The organism is Cohnella sp. GCM10020058 (assembly GCF_042683485.1).
Taxonomy (GTDB): Bacteria; Bacillota; Bacilli; order Paenibacillales; family Paenibacillaceae; genus Cohnella.
Genome location: NZ_JBHUJV010000007.1, coordinates 96,823 through 119,282 on the forward strand (window position 1 = coordinate 96,823; position 22,460 = coordinate 119,282).

18 protein-coding genes are annotated in these 22,460 nt (G+C 58.1%); 3 read left to right on the forward strand and 15 right to left on the reverse strand.

Annotated elements, in window-relative coordinates; all coding sequences use genetic code 11:
• Positions 1–15: 15 nt before the first annotated feature.
• Both ACFSR7_RS10700 and ACFSR7_RS10705 read left to right on the forward strand, forming a co-directional pair.
• Positions 16–1,356 (forward strand): multi antimicrobial extrusion protein MatE, encoded by a 1,341-nt coding sequence (locus tag ACFSR7_RS10700; RefSeq protein ID WP_378161313.1) that lies wholly within the window; start codon positions 16–18, stop codon positions 1,354–1,356.
• Entirely contained in the window at positions 1,353–2,513 is a 1,161-nt protein-coding gene (locus ACFSR7_RS10705) for an MFS transporter (RefSeq protein ID WP_378161315.1), read from the forward strand. Before ACFSR7_RS10700 ends, ACFSR7_RS10705 begins: the two co-directional genes overlap by 4 nt.
• A 538-nt stretch (positions 2,514–3,051) precedes the next feature.
• Here the strand turns inward: ACFSR7_RS10705 and ACFSR7_RS10710 are convergent.
• From ACFSR7_RS10710 to hisS, 8 genes are all read right to left on the reverse strand, one after another.
• Entirely contained in the window at positions 3,052–4,086 is a 1,035-nt protein-coding gene (locus ACFSR7_RS10710) for an Rpn family recombination-promoting nuclease/putative transposase (RefSeq protein ID WP_378161897.1), read from the reverse strand.
• A gap of 57 nt (positions 4,087–4,143) precedes the next feature.
• The gene (locus ACFSR7_RS10715) at positions 4,144–5,484 is read right to left on the reverse strand and encodes a hemolysin family protein (protein ID WP_378161317.1); all 1,341 of its coding nucleotides are present in this window, start codon (positions 5,482–5,484) and stop codon (positions 4,144–4,146) included.
• A 283-nt stretch (positions 5,485–5,767) separates the two neighbouring features.
• On the reverse strand, positions 5,768–7,084 hold the full coding sequence (locus ACFSR7_RS10720) for a replication-associated recombination protein A (RefSeq protein ID WP_378161319.1): 1,317 nt from the start codon (positions 7,082–7,084) through the stop codon (positions 5,768–5,770).
• Between the two features lie 103 nt (positions 7,085–7,187).
• Entirely contained in the window at positions 7,188–8,231 is a 1,044-nt protein-coding gene (locus tag ACFSR7_RS10725) for a CotH kinase family protein (RefSeq protein WP_378161321.1), read from the reverse strand.
• Positions 8,232–8,399: 168 nt separating this feature from the next.
• A complete protein-coding gene (locus ACFSR7_RS10730; RefSeq protein WP_378161323.1) occupies positions 8,400–8,855 on the reverse strand; it encodes a hypothetical protein in 456 nt (151 codons plus the stop codon).
• A gap of 678 nt (positions 8,856–9,533) precedes the next feature.
• Positions 9,534–10,292, reverse strand: coding sequence for a tRNA threonylcarbamoyladenosine dehydratase (locus tag ACFSR7_RS10735; protein WP_378161325.1), 759 nt, complete (start codon positions 10,290–10,292; stop codon positions 9,534–9,536).
• Positions 10,293–10,325: 33 nt separating this feature from the next.
• A complete protein-coding gene (gene aspS, locus ACFSR7_RS10740) occupies positions 10,326–12,170 on the reverse strand; it encodes an aspartate--tRNA ligase (RefSeq protein WP_378161898.1) in 1,845 nt (614 codons plus the stop codon).
• Positions 12,171–12,172: 2 nt separating this feature from the next.
• Positions 12,173–13,453 carry a histidine--tRNA ligase gene (gene hisS / locus ACFSR7_RS10745; protein ID WP_378161327.1) on the reverse strand — a complete coding sequence of 427 codons (1,281 nt, stop codon included), beginning with the start codon at positions 13,451–13,453 and terminating at the stop codon, positions 12,173–12,175.
• 569 nt (positions 13,454–14,022) lie between these two features.
• On the opposite strand from hisS, the gene ACFSR7_RS10750 reads away from it, so the two are divergent.
• Positions 14,023–15,072, forward strand: coding sequence for an NAD(P)/FAD-dependent oxidoreductase (locus ACFSR7_RS10750; RefSeq protein WP_378161329.1), 1,050 nt, complete (start codon positions 14,023–14,025; stop codon positions 15,070–15,072).
• A gap of 231 nt (positions 15,073–15,303) precedes the next feature.
• On the opposite strand, the gene ACFSR7_RS10755 is transcribed toward ACFSR7_RS10750, so the two are convergent.
• The 7 genes from ACFSR7_RS10755 to ACFSR7_RS10785 all read right to left on the reverse strand — a co-directional run bounded on the left by ACFSR7_RS10755 (position 15,304) and on the right by ACFSR7_RS10785 (position 22,459).
• Positions 15,304–15,474, reverse strand: coding sequence for a hypothetical protein (locus ACFSR7_RS10755; RefSeq protein WP_378161331.1), 171 nt, complete (start codon positions 15,472–15,474; stop codon positions 15,304–15,306).
• A 125-nt stretch (positions 15,475–15,599) separates the two neighbouring features.
• Positions 15,600–16,043: a D-aminoacyl-tRNA deacylase gene (gene dtd, locus ACFSR7_RS10760; RefSeq protein WP_378161333.1), complete on the reverse strand. Its 444-nt coding sequence runs from the start codon at positions 16,041–16,043 to the stop codon at positions 15,600–15,602.
• A 76-nt stretch (positions 16,044–16,119) separates the two neighbouring features.
• Entirely contained in the window at positions 16,120–18,318 is a 2,199-nt protein-coding gene (locus ACFSR7_RS10765) for a RelA/SpoT family protein (RefSeq protein ID WP_378161335.1), read from the reverse strand.
• Between the two features lie 116 nt (positions 18,319–18,434).
• Positions 18,435–19,877 carry a sensor histidine kinase gene (locus ACFSR7_RS10770; RefSeq protein ID WP_378161337.1) on the reverse strand — a complete coding sequence of 481 codons (1,443 nt, stop codon included), beginning with the start codon at positions 19,875–19,877 and terminating at the stop codon, positions 18,435–18,437.
• Positions 19,874–20,554, reverse strand: coding sequence for a response regulator transcription factor (locus ACFSR7_RS10775; protein ID WP_378161338.1), 681 nt, complete (start codon positions 20,552–20,554; stop codon positions 19,874–19,876). The genes ACFSR7_RS10770 and ACFSR7_RS10775 overlap by 4 nt, the downstream gene beginning before the upstream one ends.
• 37 nt (positions 20,555–20,591) lie before the next feature.
• On the reverse strand, positions 20,592–21,758 hold the full coding sequence (locus ACFSR7_RS10780) for an ABC transporter permease (RefSeq protein WP_378161340.1): 1,167 nt from the start codon (positions 21,756–21,758) through the stop codon (positions 20,592–20,594).
• Positions 21,755–22,459 (reverse strand): ABC transporter ATP-binding protein, encoded by a 705-nt coding sequence (locus ACFSR7_RS10785; RefSeq protein WP_378161342.1) that lies wholly within the window; start codon positions 22,457–22,459, stop codon positions 21,755–21,757. Before ACFSR7_RS10785 ends, ACFSR7_RS10780 begins: the two co-directional genes overlap by 4 nt.
• Position 22,460 lies beyond the last annotated feature (1 nt).

Genomic DNA, 22,460 nt, shown 5'->3' on the forward strand with positions numbered 1-22,460 from the left:
TGGGAGATGACCTCGTTGCCTGAACATCCTGACCGCGTATCGCTTAGAACGCTCTTTCTATTTTTCATTCCGCTCGGCGTTTCCGCCGTGCTGATCAACCTCTCGCATGTCATCATCAACGGCACGCTTGCGCGAGCCGACGATCCCGAGCTGGTCATCGCCGGTTACGCGACGGCCATGAGCTTACTCACGGTCAGCGAACGGCCCGCCGTGCTGTTCCGGGAGACCTGCTCCGCCCTCGTTCGCGACCGCGTATCGTACCGGGCCATTTTGAAGATCGCCTTCATCGTGTTCGGCGCTTCGCTCGCATTCGGCGCGATGATCGGCTATACGCCTGTCGGCACGCTCGTTTTCGCAGGCGCCTACGGCGCCGAGCCGGAAATCGCGGACGCGGCGGTTAACGTTTACCATGTTCTGATGTTCCTCAGCATTTTCTCCGGCATTCGCTGCCTATATCAAGGGGTCATCATCTATAAAATGAGAACGCGTTGGCTGACCATCGGCATGGTGTTCCGCCTTGGCGGCATGTTCCTGATGGCGCAATACATCATGCACATCGGCGTCACCAGTTCGACGCAAGGCGCGATCATCTTCGTATTCGGCATGATGATCGAAGCGTTCGTCAGCTGGCTGGAAGGCAGAAACCTTGCGCGCAAGCTGCCGGACGAATCGCCCGAATGCGAGGTGCGCAGTCCCCGGCAGATTTTACGCTTTTACAATCCGCTCCTCTTTTCTTCCTTTATTGTCGTCTGGGTGCCTCCCATCTTGAACGCCTTGCTGGGCAATACGGACCGCGGCACGCTGTCTATCTCATCGTTCGCGGTTGCGGGCAGTCTGACCAACCTATGCCTGGGCTTTTTCACTTACTTCCACCAGATCGCGCTGCAGTTTTATCGAACTGCCCCCGGGCAAGTTAAACGATTCGTGCTCCTCATCGGCTTTACGCCGGCCATTCTGCTAGCCGCATTCGCTTTCACGCCTGCCGGCGAATGGATGCTGACGCATCTGCTCGGCGTCGAGGGCAGGCTGCTCGATGAGAGCATGCTGGCGCTGCGCGGATTCATTCCCTTCGTGCTAATCTTCCCGTGGCTCGACACGCTGAACGGCATCATCCTGTCCAAGGGCCAGACGAAGCTGATGTTCGGTTCGCAGACGGGCAACGCGGTCGTGACAACGGCGCTTATTATCGTACTGACGATCTCGCTTCCGGGCTGGACAGGCATACTCGGCGCTTTAGCCCAATCAGGTGGCATGATCGCCGAGCTCGGCTTGCTTTATTGGTTGTTCCGACGCGTCATGAAAACCGAAGTTCTAGACACGCTAGCGGCTATGCCGGGAGAGGATAAAGCCAGATGAACCGACCAAACTTTTTTTCATCCCAACTTACCGTTCTGCGCAGTCTTCACTTTTTCAACTACGCCACGCAGACGCTCATCGCGACTTTTTTTCCCTTATATTTCTATGACCTCGGCTTCACCAAGCTGCAGATCGGAGCCGTCTATTCGGTCGGACCCATGATGTCGATATTCGCCAATCTGTTGGCCGGTATCGTCAGCGACAAAACGCAGGGCCTGCGCCGCGTCCTTAACCTGATTTTCATCGGTCAGATCGTCGCACTCGCCCTTCTGCTGCCGCAGAAGGAATTCGTGCATATCTCGCTGATTATGGCGCTTATGTACTTGTTCCAGACGCCGGTCAATGCGATGATGGACAGCATGTCGTTGCTCGCCTCGAGCACGATGAAGCGGAGCTTCGCTTCAATCCGCATGTTCGGTTCCCTCGGATTTGCTTTATGCTCGCTCGTCTTCGGCTACGTGCTCAAGCAGACGGGCTCCGACTGGACGCTTTGGCTGGCGCTCGGCACCGTGTGCATCTCGCTGTTGATCTCGCTCGGCCTTGCCGATTTTCAATCCAAGGTCGGCAAGTTTCGCTTTGGCGGTCTGATCGATATCATCAAGCGCGGAGACACGCTGATGTTTTTCTTGCTCGTCGCGTTCGTATCGATCGCCCACCGGATGAACGAAGGCTTCCTTGGCGTAGCAATGCGCGATCTCGGGGCGAGCGATGATTTGATCGGGTATGCCTGGCTTGCGTCTGCTGCCAGCGAGATTCCTATATTTTTTCTGCTCGCGCGTTACGGCAACCGCTTCAAGGAGCTCCCCTTGCTCGCGATCGCGAGTCTGCTATATGCGGTCAGACTTGCGCTCATCAGCGTCATTCACGAGCCTGCGGGATTCATCGCCGTCCAGCTGATGCACAGCGTAACCTTCGGCATCTACTACATCACGGCGCTCCGCTATTTGCAATCCATCGTAAGCGATGCCTACCGGTCATCCGGACAGGCACTGTTCAGCGTGGTATGGACGGGAATCGCCGGGCTCATTGCCGGTACGGTCGGAGGCGCTTTGTTTGACGCCTATGGACTCGCTACCGTGTTCCGAACGGGCGCCGTCTCCGCCCTGATTGCGGCTGCGGGATTCATGCTCGTGCATTTGCGCAGATCGGAACTATAAGCCGTCGAAAGTAAATAAGGCAGATATATTAAAGGACCGTCAGGAAAAACCCCTGACGGTCCTTTTTGGTTTTGCAGATATCCGAAGCTTTATCGCGAGTACGCGTGTCGATGACTTATTCGACAACCTCTCCGATGAAAAGTCCGTTCGTCGCCCACACCGTTTTTATGCGCGAATGCCTGCAAATATACATCAATTCTCGTTCAAGTCGACCCTTTTACCCGAAAAAGATGCGAAAGTGCAGGCTTTTTCCTCCATCAGCCCGACTCCCGGCTTGTTTTTGGAATTTACCTGCACATTTGCAGGTATTTCAGCAAGCTCCATCGGACGGCAAAAAATACATGTATAAATGCAGGTTTTTTTTACCTTAAACCGTCGAAAGCTCCGGTATGAGAATTGCGCGCATCACTGTCCGCGAATGGCCGCCCAATTTGGATTTTGCGAAATAGCGGCTCTTGTATCCGTCTCACCCCGTCATGACCGCCATGCTCTGCGACAAATCAAATAAAATCATAAAATCGCCCCCAAGAACAAAGCTTTAATCGGCCCGGCTTAATCGCTCGACTTCTGCCAGCGGCAAATCCAGCATGTTTGCGACAGAATCCGGCGTCATTCCTTTGCTCAGCAGCTTGCGGACAACTTCCCGACGTTCCTCCTGCTTCCATCTTTCTTTGCCTTGCTCGATACCTTGTTCGATGCCTTGTTCGATCCCTTGCTCTATGCCTTCTTCAAATCCCCAACGTTTCCAGGCCGGCATAAGCTCCATAATAAAATCCTCCTCCTCGGGGACGGATTGTATCAAATCCTGTAAAATCTCTGCATCCTCTTCGGGCTGCGGTTCGTAATACAAGTCGGCAATCGACATGACCAGCGCCATCCGGGCCGGGTCTAATTTATTTTTGAGCTTGAGCAACATTCGCAAATAAGCAAACCGAAGCTCTCGCTTATCCTTTCGATTATATCCCATTTTGGCGAGCAACGCAGCGGCGACCGGATTTTCCGACTGCGCAAAATCCCTCCAGTTCTTTCTTTTGAGCTCGACTTTCAAAAACTTAAACTGCAAAACCTCTTCGTCGGACCCGGGCAGCGGCATGGACAGCCGATCGGATTCAAGCCGCGTCGAATCCGCCGCAAAAACGGCGATGGGTATAATACGTTTGTGCGTTTTGCGATAACGTTCGTAAAGGCGGCTAAAATAAATAAACATCCGCTCCGCGAACCGATCGTCCCGATACGATTGAGGCTCAAAATGAATCAATACGAAAAACGCCTCTTCCAGAAGCTGCGCTTCAAGAAGCAGGTCGAGCGTGCGGGCTTCCTGTCCAACGATATCGACCAGTTGCTCTTGCATCAAGAGCTTTGCTTTCGAATAATCGATTTTCTGATGAACCTCCGGAAAAAACAAAGCGATAAATTCTTTGAAAAACGTCTGCAGCAGTTTTTTAAACGCTTCGTCGTGCGGCGTGGCCGAAGCGCCTTGCAATTGCTCTTCCATCGTAATCAGCCTCCCTTTCCTGAAAAAAAATTCATGCAAAAAAGCCGCCCGCTCCCGCTTGGGGTGCGAACGGCGCATGCTTTGCGACCAAGTAATCAATGATATGTTCAAGGCTTATTACCTTTAAAGGACTGCTTAACCCGACGCCTGCAGCGGGGAATGGCCTTCGTACGCCTCGGGACGAATAATCGAGATCCGCGACACCCTAAGATTATCGATCTCCATCACGACGAAGCGGAAGCCGGATTCCAGCTCGATCGTCTGGTACTTGCGCGGAGGAATCTCGATTTGGGAATACATCCATCCGCCGATCGTATCGTAGTCGTCCGATGGAATATCAAGACCGAACTCCGAGTTGATTTCGTCGATCAGAACAAGGCCGCTGACCGAACACGTATATTCGTCGAGACGCTCCATGTCCGGACGCTCCTCGTCAAATTCATCCTGTATCTCGCCGACCAGCTCCTCCATGATGTCCTCGAGCGTGACGAGGCCTGACGTACCGCCGTATTCGTCGATCAAGATCGCGATCTGGGTCTTGCGCTTTTGCATCATTTTGAGCAGCGTACTGATTGGCATACTCTCCGGCACAGTCGTCATCGGACGGGCCAGCTCGCGAATATCGTGCACGGCGTTGTCAGGCAGCTTAAGCAGATCCTTGATATGAATAAATCCGATAATATCGTCTTTGTCGTCGTCGCACAGCGGATAGCGGGTGTGCATTTCCTTAAGCGCGACGGCCTTGTTCGCCTCAAACGGATGGTTCGCGTAAAGGCATACCATCTCCGTGCGAGGAATCATGATCTCCCGTGCGGTCGTATCCGCAAAGTCGAAAATATTGTCCATTAATGTAAGCTCGGTCTTGTCGATGAGGCCGCTCTCGTGGCTTTCCTTCATGAGAATGCGAATCTCCTCTTCCGTATGCGCGGACGAGGATTCGGACGCAGGTGCGATGCCGAACAGGCGTAGCAGGCCATTGGCCATACCGTTAAGCAGCCAAATAAACGGATTCATGATGCGCGCGAAAAAAATGAGCGGCCCCGCGGCCCAGAGCGTAATTTTCTCCGCCTGGCGAATCGCCAGCGTCTTGGGCGCAAGCTCGCCGAGCACGATATGAAGCACGGTAATCAGCGTAAAGGCAATGACAAAGGAAATCGGATGGATCCAGGATTCGGGCAGTCCTACCGCTACGAATAGCGGCTCGATCGCGTCGGCAATCGCCGGTTCGCCGATCCAGCCTAGACCTAGGGAGGCCAAGGTAATGCCGAGCTGGCACGCGGACAGATAAGCGTCCAAATGTGAGGTCAAATGCGAAGCGAAGCGCGCGCGGGCGTTCCCTTCCTGCACGAGCGTATCGATGCGGGAGCCCCGGACCTTGACCATCGCGAACTCGGCCGCGACGAAAAAGCCGTTCAGGAACACCAAAACGAGGATCAGAATTAAATTCACCGCAACCGGAAAAGGGTCACCTTCCAAATTGTCCCTGCCCCCCTGACGGAGAACAGGTGCACCTCCTTTAAATTCAAAACACAAGGATAACGAGTAACGTTCCGATTAATATTCTAAGCTTAGTCGATGTTCGGTCGCCGCGTCAAACGCAGCATCGGCCCGAAAACGGGAGAAGAAGCGGTCCGCTCGGGCCTGAATCCCCTTCTATGCCGCATGAACGCTCCTTAAAGGCCTCATATCCCGAATACCGGCCGATTGGAAGCGGTGCAGGCTTGTCTGCTTGTCCGAATTCACGCCGAGGCGATCGGCATCAGGTCCGATCCGTCTTCCTGCGCCGCAATTGATTCGTGCGGATCCGCTCCTCCATCCCTTGCTCGGTCGCCTCGTAAAACGCTCGTTTTTTAAGTTTTTCGGGCAAATATTGCTGGTCCACATAATGTCCGGGAAAATCGTGCGGATATTTGTAGCCGACATGCCCGAGCTTCTTGGCTCCGCCGTAATGGCCGTCACGCAAATGCATCGGGACCTCGGCCGATTTGGTCTGCTCGAAAGACGCTTCGATCTTGCCGATCGTCACCGCGATCGCATTGGACTTTGGACTCTCGACTGCAAACAGAATCGCCTGGGCGACGACGTACTTGGATTCGGGCCATCCGATCCGGTGATACGCCTCCATCGCGCTTACCGCCTGCACCATCGCTTGCGGGTTCGCCAGCCCGATGTCCTCGCTGCACGCCACCGTCAGACGCCGCAGAAACGTCATCGGGTCCATCCCCAGACGCTCGACCGCGTACAAAAACCAGTACAGCGCCGCATCGCTCGACCCGCGTACGCTCTTGTGAAAGGCCGAGAGCACGTCGTACTGCGTCGACTCGTCCGCCTGAATCGTCGGCTGGCGAATCGACTCCTCCGCGACCTCGAGCGTTAACCGGACGGAACCGTCGAGCTCGGAAGGCGTCGTAACCGCCGCCAGCTCCAGCGCGGTCAGCGCCCGCCGGATATCGCCATTCGCCATTGAAGCGATATGATCAAGCGCCTCTTCGTCGACATGGAGCTTCATAAAACCTAGCCCTTTGGCCGGATCGGCGATCGCCCGCCGCATGGCCTCTAGCGAGTGCGCCTTCGTCAACGCCTCGAGCCGGAACAGCGTCGAGCGGGACAAGAGGGCGCCGTTGACCGAGTGGTACGGATTTTCCGTGGTCGCTCCGATGAACACGATGATGCCTTTCTCGACGGCGGGCAACAAGGCATCCTGCCGCGCGCTGTTAAACCGGTGTACCTCGTCCAGAAACAGGATCGTCTTGCGGCCGTACATGCTCTTATTGCGCTCCGCTTGCTCGATGACCTCCCGTACGTCCTTCACGGAAGCGTCCACCGCGTTGAGACGGACGAAGTCGCCTTCCGTACGCTTCGAGATGATATGCGCGAGCGTCGTCTTTCCCGATCCGGGAGGACCGAACAGCAGGATCGAAGTGACCGCGTCTCCTTCGATCGCTCTGCGAAGCAGCTTTCCCGGTCCCACGATATGTTCCTGACCGATATATTCTTCAAGCGACTCCGGCCGCATGCGGTCGGCCAACAGCCTGGCAGTCGGTCGCTTTTCTTCTTCGTAGCTGAACAAATCCATCGTATTCCCGCCTTTCCCCACCCCTCCATTTTAGCAGACAGGCGGCTTAATCGGAAGTGACAGGGGAACAGGCGTTCCGGCATGAGGACTGCGGAGAAACGAGCTACAGCCGCTTCAAATCCCGAAGCAAAACGGCGCGCCGATCTCGAATATATTGCCGGATCGTCTTCAATTCTTCGGAAAAGCCCGCGTAAGCGCCGCGTGCAAGCCGTTCCGCACGCATGTACGGTGCGATCTCCCGATGCATTTTTTCGGCTCGCTGCATGAGCGAACGCTCCGTGAAGGCAGTACCGAGCAATGCCCGGAGCAGACTTTTATAGCGTTTCTTGAAGGGGGTATGGCCTAGCAGCTTTCGCGTCAGCGAATTGTAGCCTCCGATCTCGACCAGGTCCGCGCCAACGGGTTTACCGAAGCAATTGCGCCCCCAAGTTCCTTCGTAATCCCACGGCGCCATCGACCATCGGCCCGTGGCTCGGTTCTGATAAATCGCGTAGTTCTGGTCGAAGCCGTCGTAATTGCCCGTGAGAACGGCGCCGCAGAGCCATCGCAAATAATTATCGATATCTAGGCGCGACGATAAGTAAGCAGCTGTTTGCGCTGCCGATCTCCGTCGGTGAAGGCCGGCGATAAACCCGCGCAGCCGCTCCCGCCCGTCGCGTCCGCCATAACGGTATTCGTAGCCGTCCAGCAAGGATGCGCGCGGAGCAGGCCTGAAGTCCGCGCGGTCGTTGACCGCATAGAACAGGCTGGAAGCACGCAGCCCCCTTTTGCGAAAAAAGTCGGCATCCACCGCCTCGATCTCCAAATAAACGCCGATCGGCGCGCCGTTGAGCGCCAGGAGCACGTGCCTTGCAGAAGGGCTGGGCAATCCGATGCGTTCCAAAAACCAGAACGACAGCGCGTTGCGGATCATCGAGGGATCGTCGAGCTCGGCGTTGTAGTGGCGCGTACCTTCGGACGAGGCAACCTCGAACGAACGCTTCGGATAAGCGCGCGTATGTCCTCCCCTATAGCGGACGCTTACGGCCGCGGCACCGGCATGCCAGCCTTCCATCGCGGCGGGAACGAAGCGGCCGTTCCACAGGTTGTTCTCCATCTCATTCATATGACGATCCGAGACGCGCAGCATTCTGACGGGTAATGGCACGGGCTTCCCCTCCGCTTTGGGCCGCTAGCCCTGTAGGATCATGGATAGCCTATTCGGACGGCAGGCGAACGTGACGGTTCGTTGCGAGGAATGCGGATATGCATCTTAAAAAGAAAAACCGCCATCAAGTGATGGCGGCATGCAGTTGCTTCGTTACGCTCGCTTGCGTTAACGTTTTTTCCGGCCGCGAATGGCGGATGCCGTTCTTGCGGAACGGTGCGAATGCGATCCCGAATACGAGTGATGATCTCCATCAGGACCGGGCCCCGGTCCTCCTCCGAGACCGCCAAACGAACCTAGTCCGGATTCCGCGCCCCAGCCGAGGCCGCCTTCAAGGCCGCCTAGCCCTCCGAGACCGCCCAGACCGCCGAGGCCCCCGAGACCTTCCCCGACCGGTTCGACCGGCTCCGGACGGACAGGTGCCGCGCCAGAGCGCGAATGGTGATGACTCCGGTGGCTGTGATGGCTGTGATGGCTGTGATGGCTGTGATGGTCGTCGCGATGTTTCCGATGCGGCTTGCAGCCGCATTTTTTAGGATGCTTGCGACGCTTTTTGGGATGCGGCTTGCGGCAACTGGATGCAAGCAGCACGTTTTTCTTGTTTGCGGACGATTGCTCGCTCATGACTCTACACCTCCATACGACAAGGATGATCCAGTGTATGAAGGACAACTGCGGAGTGACAGGGACAATGGCACAATTTGGGCGCCTGGTACGAAATATCGCTTTCGTCCAATCGCATTTTCCGCATCATTAGAAAAAATCCGTCTTGGAAAGATCGGAGGCCATTAAAAAACGACCAACTTCAGAAAGCCGATAGATTTCAGGGGGACAAAAATGTCTCCCTGAACGCGAAACAAGCCTTAGAAGCGATTCTAGAGACGCGTTGCAGATATACTGATCATATACATTAAATATGTTCTTTCGCCGCAAAGCCTGCAAATATACATCTATTTCCGCTTATATCAGAGCTTTTGTGCAAATAGATGCAGCAGTGCAGTTTTTTTCCTTCATCAGCCGGATTTTCGGCTTGCGCTTTGCATTTGCCTGCATATTTGCAGGTATTTCTTAAAGTATCGCGCATCGGTAGAAAATACCTGTACAAATGCAGGTTTTGGGGCCTGCAAAACATCCTAAAGTGCCGATACGCCGAAAAACGCTCCTTGCCTCTCCCCGAATTGACGCCCAAGTTTAGAATTCCTGAATTTGAACAAAAGCCTCTTGCGAACCGCCAACGATAGGCGTCCACAAAAGGCATTTTGTCTGAAATCTTCAGTAATCGGCTTTAATAATGGCGCTCGTCTACGCTTTCTTCCGGCCCGCCTCCACCAATTCGCGGAAAACGACGCTCACCATGATGAGCCCCGCGACCGGCGGCACGAAGGCGTTGCTCGACGGCGGCTGCTGCGCTTTCCGGATTTCCTTTGGTGCCGTATCCGGCACGATGCGCTGAGTCACGTCTTCGCGCGGCTTGATCGGATCCTCCGTGGAGAAGACGACCTTGACGCCCTTCTTGATGCCTTCCTTGCGCAGCTTGGTCCGGATAACGCGCGCGATCGGATCGACCGTCGTCTTGGAAATGTCCGCGACCTGGAACCGGCTCGGGTCCGTCTTGTTCGCGGCCCCCATGCTCGAGATGATCGGGATACGCCGCTCGAGGCACTGCTTGATCAGATGAATCTTGTAAGAGATCGTATCGGAGGCGTCGACCACATAATCGAGCGGATACTTGAACAGCTCTTCGTACGTCTCCTCGGTATAAAACATCTTCAGCGCGATCGCGTCGCATTCCGGATTGATCAGCTTGATGCGATCGCGCATCAGCTCGGCCTTCGGCTGACCGACGGTCGTCGTGAGCGCGTGGATCTGCCGGTTGACATTGGTAATGTCCACGACGTCCTTGTCGATCAGGATGATGCGCCCGATGCCCGACCGGGCGAGCGCCTCGGCGGCGATGCCGCCGACGCCCCCGATCCCGAGCACGGCGACCGTGCTTCCCTTAAGCGTCTCGAGTCCTTCGGGTCCGATGGCAAGCTCCGTGCGCGAGAACTGGTGCAGCATAGGATCGCTCCTCCCTTGGCCTTTAAGACCCGGTTATTCCTTGACTGCAGCCGGCTCTTCGCCGACTTCGGACTCGGACTGCTCGGCCGGCGCGGCCGCCTTCGCTTGGGCGGCAAGGGCTTTGGCCGACAGACGAATGTGCAGGTCCTCGAGCTGCTTGTGCTCGACGCCGGAAGGCGCGTCCGTAAGCAGGTCCGTCGCGCTCGCCGTCTTCGGGAAGGCGATCGTCTCGCGCAGGTTCGTGCGGCCCGTCAGCAGCATGATCAGACGATCCAGGCCGAAGGCGATGCCGCCGTGCGGAGGCGTGCCGTAGTCGAACGCGTCGAGGAAGAAGCCGAAGCGCTCCTTCGCTTCTTCGAGCGTGAATCCGAGCGCGGAGAACATCTTCTCCTGCACTTCGCGGCGATAGATCCGCATCGAGCCGCCGCCGACTTCGTAGCCGTTGAGGACGATATCGTAAGCCTGCGCGCGGATGGCGCCCGGGTCGGTATCGAACAGCGCGATGTCCTCGTCGCGCGGACGGGTGAACGGATGATGCTCGGCGACAAAGCGCTTGCCTTCTTCGTCCCAGCCGAGCAGCGGAAAGTCGACGACCCACAGGAACTTGAACTTCGTGTTGTCGATCAGGCCGAGCTCGCGGCCGACCTTCAGGCGCAGGTTGCCCATGACATCGGCGGCCGTCTTGAGCTTGTCGGCGGAGAAGCAGAGCAGATCTCCGTCCTCGACACCCAGCCGTTCGGTCAGCGCGGCAATCTCTTCAGGCTTGAAGAACTTGACGATCGGGCCCTTCCATTCGCCGTCCTTGACGGTGATCCAGGCAATGCCCTTGCCGCCGTAACGGGCGGCGAACGGCTGCAGATCGTCGAGCTCCTTGCGGCTCCAGCTCGCGCAGCCCTTGGCGTTAAGCGCCTTGACCACGCCGCCGCCTGCCGCGACCGATGCGAATACTTTGACTTCGCTCGTCTTGACGATGTCGGTGACGTCCTCGATCTCGAGCCCGAAGCGCAGGTCCGGCTTGTCCGAGCCGTACTTGTGGATGGCGTCGTGATAGGTGAGCCGCTGGAAAGGCGTCTCGATCTCGGCGCCGATCGTTTCGCGGAACAGGCGCGCCATCAGCTCCTCCATCATCCCGAGCAGCTGGTCCTGCGACAGGAACGACGTCTCGATGTCGACCTGGGTGAACTCCGGCTGACGGTCGGCGCGCAGGTCCTCGTCGCGGAAGCAGCGCGCGACCTGGTAGTAGCGTTCGATGCCGCCGATCATGAGCAGCTGCTTGAACAGCTGCGGCGATTGCGGGAGAGCGAAGAACTCGCCCGGATGGACGCGGCTCGGCACGAGATAGTCGCGCGCGCCTTCGGGTGTGCTCTTGGTCAGAATCGGCGTCTCGACGTCAAGGAAGCCGTGATCGTCAAGGAAGTCGCGGAACACCTTGGTCGCCTTGGAGCGCAGGTACAACGTGCGCTGCATCTCCGGACGGCGCAGGTCGAGATAGCGATACTTGAGACGCAGCGACTCGTCTACCTCGACGCCGTCCTCGATCGGGAACGGCGGCGTCTTGGCGCTGTTCATGATCTCGACTTCGGTGACTTGCACTTCGATCTCGCCGGTCGCGAGGTTCGCATTCACCGTCTCGGAATCGCGTTCGACGACCTTCCCCTTCACTGCGAGCACGTATTCGTTGCGCGCACGTCCGCCGAGATCCAGCGCATCGCCGGAAAATTCGGGATTGAACACGATCTGTACGATTCCGCTGCGGTCGCGGAGGTCGATGAACAGAATGCCGCCGAAGTCGCGCCAGCCTTGCACCCATCCATTCAGCACGACGGTCTGTCCTACGTGTTCTTTTGTCAGCTTGCCTGCGTCAAATGTTTTAAGCATTGTCATTGCGCTAACCCCTCTTCGTCTTGTTGGTTCCAATCGCGTACCGCTTCGGCCAGCTTGGCGAGCGGCACTTGCCGCTGCTCCTGCGTCTTCAAGTTTTTAAGCCCGACCTCGCCGCGCTCGAGCTCGTCATCGCCGATGACGGCCGCATAACGCGCGCCGATCCTGTCGGCGGCCTTGAACAGCGTCTTCGTCTTGCGGCCTTGATAGTCCTTGTCGGCCGACAATCCGGCTTCGCGGAGCCGATAGAGCAGTCCCGGCGTCTCCCGCTCCGCCCGCTCGCCGAGCGCGATCACGAACACGTCGACGGCCGGCCCGAAGTCCGGCTTCGCGTGCTGGCTCTCGAGCAGCATGACCGTGCGCTCGAGCCCGAGCCCAAGACCGACGCCCGGACGGTCTTCGCCGCCGATCTGCGAGACGAGGCCATTGTACCGGCCGCCGCCCCCGATCGTGTCGATCGCGCCGATCCCCTGCGCCTTGTACTCGAACGCCGTGTGCGTATAGTAATCCAGGCCGCGTACGAGCCGCGGATTGACGCGATAGGGGATGCCCATATCGTCCAGGTATTGCCGCACGAGCGCGAAGTGCGTGCTGCAAGCCTCGTCAAGGCTGTCGAGGATCGAAGGCGCGCCTTCGAATTTGTCCTGGTCCACCTTGCAGTCGAGCACGCGCAGCGGATTGCGTTCCATGCGCGACTGGCAGTCCTTGCACAGCGTGTCCTTGATCGGACGTAAGAATCCGAGCAGCGTCTCCCGGTACGCCGCGCGCACCTCGGGCGTACCGACGGAGTTGATGTCCACGGTCACGCCGGTCAAGCCGACTTCCTTATAAAAAGCGTAGCCGAGCGCTACGACCTCGGCGTCGAGCGCCGGATCCTCCGATCCGATCGCCTCCACCCCGAACTGATGGAACTGACGGTAGCGGCCTGCCTGGGCCCGCTCGTACCGGAACATCGGTCCGATGTAGTAGAGCTTGGACAGCTCCGGCTCTCCGTACAGCTTATTCTCGACATAGGCGCGTACGACGCCCGCAGTGCCTTCCGGCCGCAGCGTCATGCTGCGGTCGCCTTTGTCCACGAACGTATACATTTCCTTCTCGACGATGTCCGTCGTCTCGCCGACGCCCCGCTGGAACAGTTCGGTCGCTTCGAATACGGGCGTGCGTATCTCTCTGAACCGGAATCTTCTGCCGATCTCCCTTGCGGTCCGCTCCACGTATTGCCACAGCTCGGACGCATCCGGCAAAAAGTCCTGCGTGCCCGGCGGTTTTTGAAATCCCATTGCTGCACCACCCTCTCGAATTCGTCAAAAAAAGCTCTCGTCCCGGATAGCGCATCGCTGCGTCATCCGGGACGAGAGCTCGTATATGCTCCCGCGGTACCACCCGTCGTTCGAACGCGCTCATCTGCAATGGATGCAGAAAAAGATGCGCTCGCTCTCGAACCGGTTAACGCCCGGCGGACGCCTGCTCGCTACTGAACGCGGATCGTCGGCGTCCGCGCTTATGGCGCAATCGCCTCTCGTCCGCCCGTTCGCGGGAGGTTCTCGGAGATGTCGTTCGTCCGGTCATCGGCGGATCGCTCGCAGCCTGAAGGCGATCCTCTCTGGAGAAGTGGGTCCGGAGTACTTGTTCCCGTCATTGAATCCATGTTTGTTACAATTGTGATTCATTTTAACCTTCGACGGGCCGGCATGTCAAGAAATGGCCTCAATTATGAAAGATGTCTCCGCAGAACTGATCAATAACGATTCTCATTCTCATGAGAATGTGGTACGATATTGGAAAAGAGTCCTGCAGTCCACCTGCAACCCGGCTCAATACGCGATTATAAAGGAGCGATCGATCGCTTATGCAACCGAACGTATTCGACGTCACTATCATCGGCGGAGGCCCGGCCGGGCTGTACTCCACATTTTATAGCGGTCTGCGGGAAATGAAGACGAAGCTCATCGAGTATCAGCCGATCCTCGGAGGCAAGGTCAACGTCTACCCCGAGAAAATGATATGGGACGTCGGCGGACTTACGCCGGTAACCGGCGAGCAGCTTATCAAGCAGTTGATTCAACAGGGGCTCACTTTCGGACCCGAAGTCGTTCTTGGCGAAAAAGTAACGTCCATCTCCAAGAGCGAGGACGGCCTGTTCGTCCTCTGTACGGATTCGGGCGACAAGCACTATTCGAAAACGGTCATTCTCGCCGTAGGCGGCGGTATACTGAAGCCGACCAAGCTCGATATCGACGGCGCGGACCGGTTCGAAGTGTCCAACCTCCACTATACCGTCAAGTCGCTCTCCCGCTTCAAAGATAAAACCGTCCTGATCTCGGGCGGCGGCAACTCGGCGATCGACTGGGCGAACGAGCTCGAACCGATCGCGGCCAAGGTCTACCTGACCTATCGGAAGGAAACCTTGAAGGGGCATGAAGCCGAGATCACCAAGCTGAACAGCGGTACGGTCGTCTGCCTGCTGAACACCGCCATCGACAAGCTCGTCGCTTCGGACAGTCATGACGCGATCTGCAGCGTCCTGCTTAAAAACATGGAAGACGAATCCACGGTCGAGCTTCAGGTCGACGAAGTCATCATCAACCACGGCTACGAGCGCGACAGCGACATGCTCGACAAAAGCGACATCGACGTTCGGATGAGACCGGATTGGGGCATCGACGGCACGCCGATGAGCGAGACGTCCGTACCCGGCCTGTACGCTGCCGGCGATATCCTCGCGCATGACGGCAAGCTTCATCTGATCGCAGGCGCCTTCCAGGACGCCGCCAACGCCGTCAACAAGGCGAAGCAATACATTACGCCGGAAGCGAACGCATACGGCATGGTCTCCTCGCACAACGACGTGTTCGCCAAACGCAACGCGGAGCTTAAAAAGCAAATGTTCGCGAAATAGCATCTTGAGAAAAAAAGGGCCCGCTCGAAAATCGAGCGGGCTTCAGTTTGTTGCTTTATAGAAAAAGGGGGTCACCAACTATAATAGTCGGAATTCATTAAGAGAGGATGAAGCTAACATTACGGATTTGTTACAATCGCAAAAGAACGCAACGGCATGTGACCTCTATCCAACGTCTCCGCGGACTCAGCGTGCCGGCCCGTACAAGATGACCCTATCCGCACCTGATCCTCATCCGCGATTGGGACGTCGGGGCCGCATGCCGCCTTCTGCGGACGGGTCGCGAGGCGCGAGCTCGGCCGCGAATTCCTCGGCCATCAGCGCTTGCGCTTCCCGGCGATCCGCGCCCGGCATCGTGCCGGCCGCCCGATCCATCCGGGCTTCCTTGGGAGACTGGCGCATACGATCGGCTCCTTTCCAGGCTGAAAAGAATAACGATACGTAGTGTTTCCCATGCATCCCTTTCCCATTCAGAAGCGCCGGTCGCGCAAAAAACGCAAAGGCGCGGGCGCTTCTCACGGCTCTCCTTATTCCTTCGTGTCCAGTATCAATGTCACCGGACCGTCGTTTGTCAACGTCACGTCCATCATCGCGCCAAAAGAGCCGGTTTCGACGGTCAATCCCGTTTCACGCAGCATCTCGTTAAACCGGTCATAGAGCGCAGAAGCCGCTTCCGGCCTTGCCGCACCCATGAAATTCGGGCGCCGCCCCTTGCGCGTATCCCCGAACAGCGTGAACTGCGATACGGACAATATCGCGCCGCCCGTCTCCTTCACCGACAGATTCATCTTCCCGCCGTCGTCCTCGAATATGCGCAGGCCGGCGATCTTGTCCGCCATCCTGGCGGCGTCATGCTCGGTATCCTCATGACCGACGCCGACAAGCAGCAGCAGTCCCGCTCCGATCTCTCCGACCGCCTTACCTTCGATGTCGACACGGGCCTGGGATACCCGCTGCAATACGACCTTCATCTCCGAATTCACTCCTGTACGCATAAGCGGCGGCCGAATCGGCCGCCGCAATAGTCGCTTCAAATCTATCGATTGCCTACTGCATAAGCCGCTGCACCGAAAAAATATCTTTGATCCGCTTGATCTTGTCTACCACGTTTTGCAGATGCTCTTTGTTGCGGATCAAGATCGTCAGGTGCATAATTGCCACCTTGTTGCGGTCCGATCGGCCCGAGACGGCCGCGATATTGGTCTTGCTCTCCGACACCGTCTGCAGCACCTCGTTGAGGAGACCCCGCCGGTCGTGCCCGAGAATCTCGATCTCGACGCTGTAGCTCGCCTCGACCTCCTCGCACCATTCGACCTCGATGACGCGCTGCGCCTCTTCGCCTTCGGCGGCGGTCGGCAGGTTCTGGCAATCCGAACGGTGCACGGATACGCCGCGTCCGCGCGTAATGTAGCCGATAATCGGATCGCCGGGCACCGGATTGCAGCAGCGCGCAAAGCGCACGAGCAAATTGTCGACACCTTTGACCCGGACGCCGCTCGAGGTGCGCGACCGGTTCGCGGCGGCTGCCGCCGAAGGCGAGCGCACTTCCTTGACCTCGTTCGTCAGTTGGATCTGCTGGGCTTCCTCGGCTTCCCTGCGCAGCTTCTCCGTCAGGCGGGTGACGACCTGCGCGGCCGTGATGCCGCTGAAGCCGATCGCGGACATCATATCCTCGATATCGTTAAAGGTGAATTTGCGGGCAGCCTCGAGCAGCTTGTCATCGCTCATCCATTCGGAAGGCTCAAGCCCCAGGCGCTTCAGCTCGCGCTCGATCGCGTCCCGTCCCTTCGCGACGTTTTCCTCGCGCTTTTCCTTTTTGAACCAAGCCCGAATCTTGGCGCGCGCATGCGAGGATTGCGCCACCTTCAGCCAATCCTGGCTCGGTCCGTACGAATGCTTGGACGTGAGGATCTCGACGATGTCGCCGGTCTTGAGCTTGTGGTCGAGCGGGACGATCCGTCCGTTGACCTTGGCGCCGATCGTCCGGTTGCCGACCTCGGTATGAATCCGGTACGCGAAGTCAAGCGGCACGGCCCCGGCAGGCAGTTCGTACACTTCGCCTTTGGGCGTGAACACGAATACGAGATCGGTGAAGAAATCCATCTTCAGCGACTCCATGAATTCGGCGGCGTCGCGCGTCTCTTGCTGCAGCTCGATGATCTCGCGGAACCAGTTCATCTTGTCGCCGAAGCTGCTCGCGACGTTGCCGGACTCCTTGCCTTCCTTGTATGCCCAGTGGGCGGCGATCCCGTATTCGCTCGTGCGGTGCATGTCCCAGGTACGGATCTGCACCTCGGTCGGCTCGCCGGTCGGACCGACGACGGTCGTATGGAGCGACTGGTACATGTTCGCCTTGGGCATCGCGATATAATCCTTGAAGCGGCCCGGCATCGGCTTCCAGAGCGTATGAATGATGCCCAGCGTCGCATAGCAATCCTTGACGTTGTCCACGAGAATGCGAATCGCCAGCAGATCATAGATTTCGTTGAACTGCTTGCCGCGCTCCGTCATCTTCTTGTAGATGCTGTAAATATGCTTGGGACGGCCCGAGATATCTCCCTGGATACCCATCTCCTCGAGCTTCTCGCGGATCTTGTCGACGAGCTCGGAGATGTACTGCTCGCGCTCCGTGCGCTTCTTCTTCATCAGGTTGGCGATCCGGTAATATTGCTGCGGGTTGAGATAACGCAGCGCGATATCCTCCATCTCCCACTTGATGGCGCTCATCCCGAGCCGGTGCGCGATGGGGCAGTAGATCTCCATCGTCTCGTGCGCGATCCGCCGCTGGCTCTCCTCGGACTGGAACTTCAGCGTCCGCATGTTGTGCAGGCGATCCGCCAGCTTGATCAGGATGACGCGAATGTCGTTCGCCATCGCGACGAACATCTTGCGGTAGTTCTCGTTCTGCTGTTCTTCCTTGGATCTGAACTGGATCTTCTCCAGCTTCGTGAGCCCGTCCACGAGACCTGCGATCGTCTCGCCGAACTCGCCACGCACGTCCTCGACCGTCACGGTCGTGTCTTCGACGACGTCGTGCAGGAGCGCCGCTTCGACGGTAACGACGTCCATCTGCATCTGGACCATAATCTCCGCTACCGCTACAGGATGGAGAATATAAGGCTCGCCAGACTTGCGCAGCTGCCCCCGGTGCGCCTCGTCGGCGTACGCGTAGGCCTCCCGGATGCGCTCTAAGTCCTGTTCTTTCATGTATGTCGACGCTTTTTCAAGCAGCTGCTCCATGCCCATGCCATGTTCCTTTCCGCTCCGGGCCTGCAAAAAAAGCGCGGGCCGCCGCGAATCGTGAGGTATTCCCTCCATTATGCCTCTTGGCGGAGGGAACCGTCAACAGCCCGCGAACGCCGTCAGACGCCGTCGCGGACGGAATAAGGCGAATAGGATGGCTGTTCCTCCAGAGGCAGCGAAAAAGTGAACACCGTGCCCACGCCCTCCGCGCTGATTACGGAAGCCGCAGTGCCATGCTTCTCGAGCACGAATTGAACGATAGCGAGGCCCAGACCGCTGCCCGTTCGCGCGGAGCGGGCTTTGTCGGATTTATAGAATCGCTGCCAGATTTTATCGAGCTCGCCGTCGGGGATGCCGACGCCGCGATCCCTCACGCTGACGCTAGCGTTGGCTCCGTCGCGAACAGCCTCGACCTGCACGGTCCGTCCGTTGGGCGAGAATTGAATGGCGTTGAGCACCAGATTCGCGAGCACCTGATCGATCCGGTCGGGATCCGCCCGCACCCATAGATCCTCAGCGTCTCCGATCAGCTCGAGCTTGATGCCTCTGCGCTCCGCGTCGGGGGACATCCGGGCGAGCAGCCCCCGGATCCAGCTGCTGAGATTGTATGGCACAGGCGAGATCTCGAGCTGTCCTGCCTCCATGCGCGCCACGTCGAGCAGATCGTTCACCAGCCGGTTCATGCGCTGCGTCTGTTCGCGAACGAGACCGAGGTAATGCATCTCTTTCTCGGGCGGCACGGCACCGTCCAGCATCGCCTCAACGAAGCCGCCGATCGAGGTGAGCGGCGATCTGAGATCGTGCGACACGTTGGCAAGAAACTCCCGACGCATTCGGTCAAGGCTGCCGAGCTCGGCGGACATATGATTAAGAGAAGAAGCCAGTTCGCCGATCTCGTCGCGGTGCCGGTCCGGCAGACGGATATCGAACTTGCCTTTGGCGATGTCTCTCGCTGCCTGCGTCATGCGTCTCAGCCTCGCCGTCATGCTGCGCGAGACGATGAGCACCATAATCGTAGAGACCACGAGCATCGTGATCATAATATTGCGGAACAACCCGCTGAAGACATTAAAATCCTGTTGAAACGCCTGCGAGACGATCAGAATCGTCTGCGCGTTCCATGAGATATCCCCGCCGACAGGACCGGCCGCAATCCGGATCTTGCCTTCGCCGGATGCGTCGCCGGGCCGCCAATGCTTGTCCCGGGCCGCCAGCGTCTCCTTCAAGGCTTGCGGATCGATCTCGACGCTCTCGCCGGCGCTCGGGTTGCCCGACTGGAGCACGACCTCTCCTGCGCTGTTCAGAATAACGATCGTCCGGTTCGGCCCGCCGCTCATCTGGAGCGCGGACGTCAGCTGGGCGCGGCTCCACTGTTCCCGGTAGGCGCTGCGTACAAGCGCCGCCGTTACATCGAGCTGACGCGCCTCCATCTGGTCGTTGCGCTCCCGCAGCTGCGTTCTGACGAAGCGGTCGGAGATGAACAACGTAATGGCGAAGGAAATGAGGAGAACGGCAAAAAAGGCGAGCAGCAGCTTGACGGTAATGCCGCTGTACCGCCTCATGTCCCGCTCACCTCAAACTTGTAACCGACGCCCCGTATGGTTTCGATCCGATAATATGCCGTCATGCCGATTTTCTCCCGGATTCGCTTGATATGTACGTCGACCGTACGGGGATCTCCGTCGAATTCGTAACCCCAGATTCTGTCCAGCAGCTGATCCCTCGTAAAAACCCGGCCGGGAATCGATGCAAGCAGATGCAGCAGCTCCATTTCCTTGGGCGGAAGCGTAAGCTCCGACCCGCAGCACTCGACGATATAGCGGTCAAGGTCGATCGTCAGGTTGGGAATTCGGATCGGCTCCCGCGTGAATCCCGGCATCGTCCGCCGGAGGACGGCGCGTACGCGCGCCATCAGCTCCTTTGGATCGAACGGCTTCACGAGATAATCGTCCGCGCCCAGCTCGAAACCCTTAAGCTTGTCGTAGCTCTCGCCTTTGCCCGTCAGGATGATGATCGGCGTCGAGCGCTCCGCGCGGATCTTGCGACATACGGCCCAGCCGTCGAGCCCGGGCAGCATCAAGTCGAGAATAACAAGATCGGGAGGTCCGGAGGCAAACAGGTCCCAGCCGTCCTCCCCGTCGCCCGCGATGTCGTAGTCGAAGCCTTCTCGCTTCAAGTACAGGCCGATCAATTCGCCGATGTACGGATCGTCTTCGATGACGAGTATGTGCGCGGACAACCGGCCTGCCTCCTTTACCATTTAAGATAACGATATTTTATTGGCGCAAAGCCTCGACCGGATTAAGTCGGGAAGCCCGCCTTGCAGGCAGAAACCCGAACAACACGCCGACGCCGATCGAAAAGACGACTGCGATCACCATAATATCGACGGATGGTGACGCCGGCGAATCCATCATTTTGCCGACGAACTTGGAGCCGCTCGCGCCGACCGCCACCCCCGCTATGCCGCCGAGCAGACCGATAATAGACGCCTCTACGAGAAACTGGAACAGAATGTCGCGCTGCTTGGCCCCGAGCGACTTGCGGATGCCGATCTCCCGCGTACGCTCCGTGACCGAAACGAGCATCATGTTCATGACGCCGATGCCGCCGACGAGCAGCGAGATGGCCGCCACATAGGTCAGCAGCGTAGAGACCGACGTCGATACCGAAGTGATCGTCTCGAGCAGATCCTGCTGGTTGAATACATTATAGCTATCTTCGTCGTTGCGGAAAAAGGACTTGAGGTTGCTTTCGAGCGCCGTCTGTACTTTGTCCACGTTTTTCTCGCTGTCGACCTGCACGTAAATCGTGCGGATCGCATCGGTCTGAAGGACGACGCGCGCCGTGGACAGCGGCACGATGATGACGTTGTCGCTCGAACCGTTCGTCGTGCTGCCTTTCGAAGCAAGTACGCCTACGATCTTGTACGGAATGCCGTTCAGCGAGATCTTGCTCCCGACCGGATTGCTCAGCTTTAGCTCGGTTACGACCTCGGAGCCGATGACCGCCACCTTCTGCTTGAACGAGTCGTCGATGTCCATGATGAAGCGTCCCTGCTCCACGTCGTAATCGCGAATGTCGGCAAAGGCCGAGGTCGTCGCATTGACGGACGCGGAATAGGTCAGCGTACCGGACTTCGCGGTCACGTTGCCGCTGATGTTCGGCGCATAGCTGTCGACGTTGTCCACGTCCGCGAGCGACTGGACGTCGGTCTGCTTGATGCTGGTGACGGCGCCCCGGCCGACGACGTTGACCGTGAGCATGTTCGTGCCCAGTCCCTGGAGCTGGCTCTTGACCTGCTCCGAAGTTCCGTTGCCGATCGCGACCATGATCGTGACCGAAGCGACCCCGATGAGGATGCCGAGAACGGTGAGCAGCGTGCGAAGCGGCTGGGCGCGAATGCTCCCCCAAGCCATGCGAATGCCTTGGCTCAGCTTCATGAAGCGACGCTCCTCTCCTCGGTCAGCTTGCCGTCCTGAATGCGTACGACGCGCTGCGCCTGCTCGGCGACCTTGGGGTCGTGCGTGATGAGCACGATCGTGTTGCCTTCGGCGTTCAGCTCCTTAAGCAGGCCGATGACGTCCCGGCTCGTCTTGCTGTCGAGCGCGCCCGTCGGTTCGTCCGCGAGCAGCAGCGGCGGCCTTCCCGCGAGCGCCCGGGCGATGGCGACGCGCTGCTGTTGCCCGCCCGACAGCTGGTTCGGGACGTGATACATGCGCTCGCCGAGCCCGACCTTCTCGAGCGCTTCTTTCGCGAGCGCCCGGCGTTCGCGGCCGGACATGCCGCGGTAGACAAGCGGCAGCTCGACGTTATCGATCGCCCGCAGACGAGGTAGCAGATGGAAGCTTTGAAAGATAAAGCCGATTTTGTTGTTGCGAATGTTCGCCAGCTTATTGTCGCTCAGCTTGCCGATCTCTGCGCCGTCCAGCATATACTTGCCGCTGGTCGGCGTGTCGAGACAGCCGAGCACGTTCATGAGCGTAGACTTGCCAGAACCGGACGGACCGATAATGGCCATAAAATCGCCTTTGTTGACTGTGAGCGTGATGCCGTCGAGCGCGTTCAGCGTCTCTCCGGCAAGCGTGTACTTCTTGAATACGTCCTCCATGGTGATCAGAGGAGAGGGCGCTGACTTGCTCATG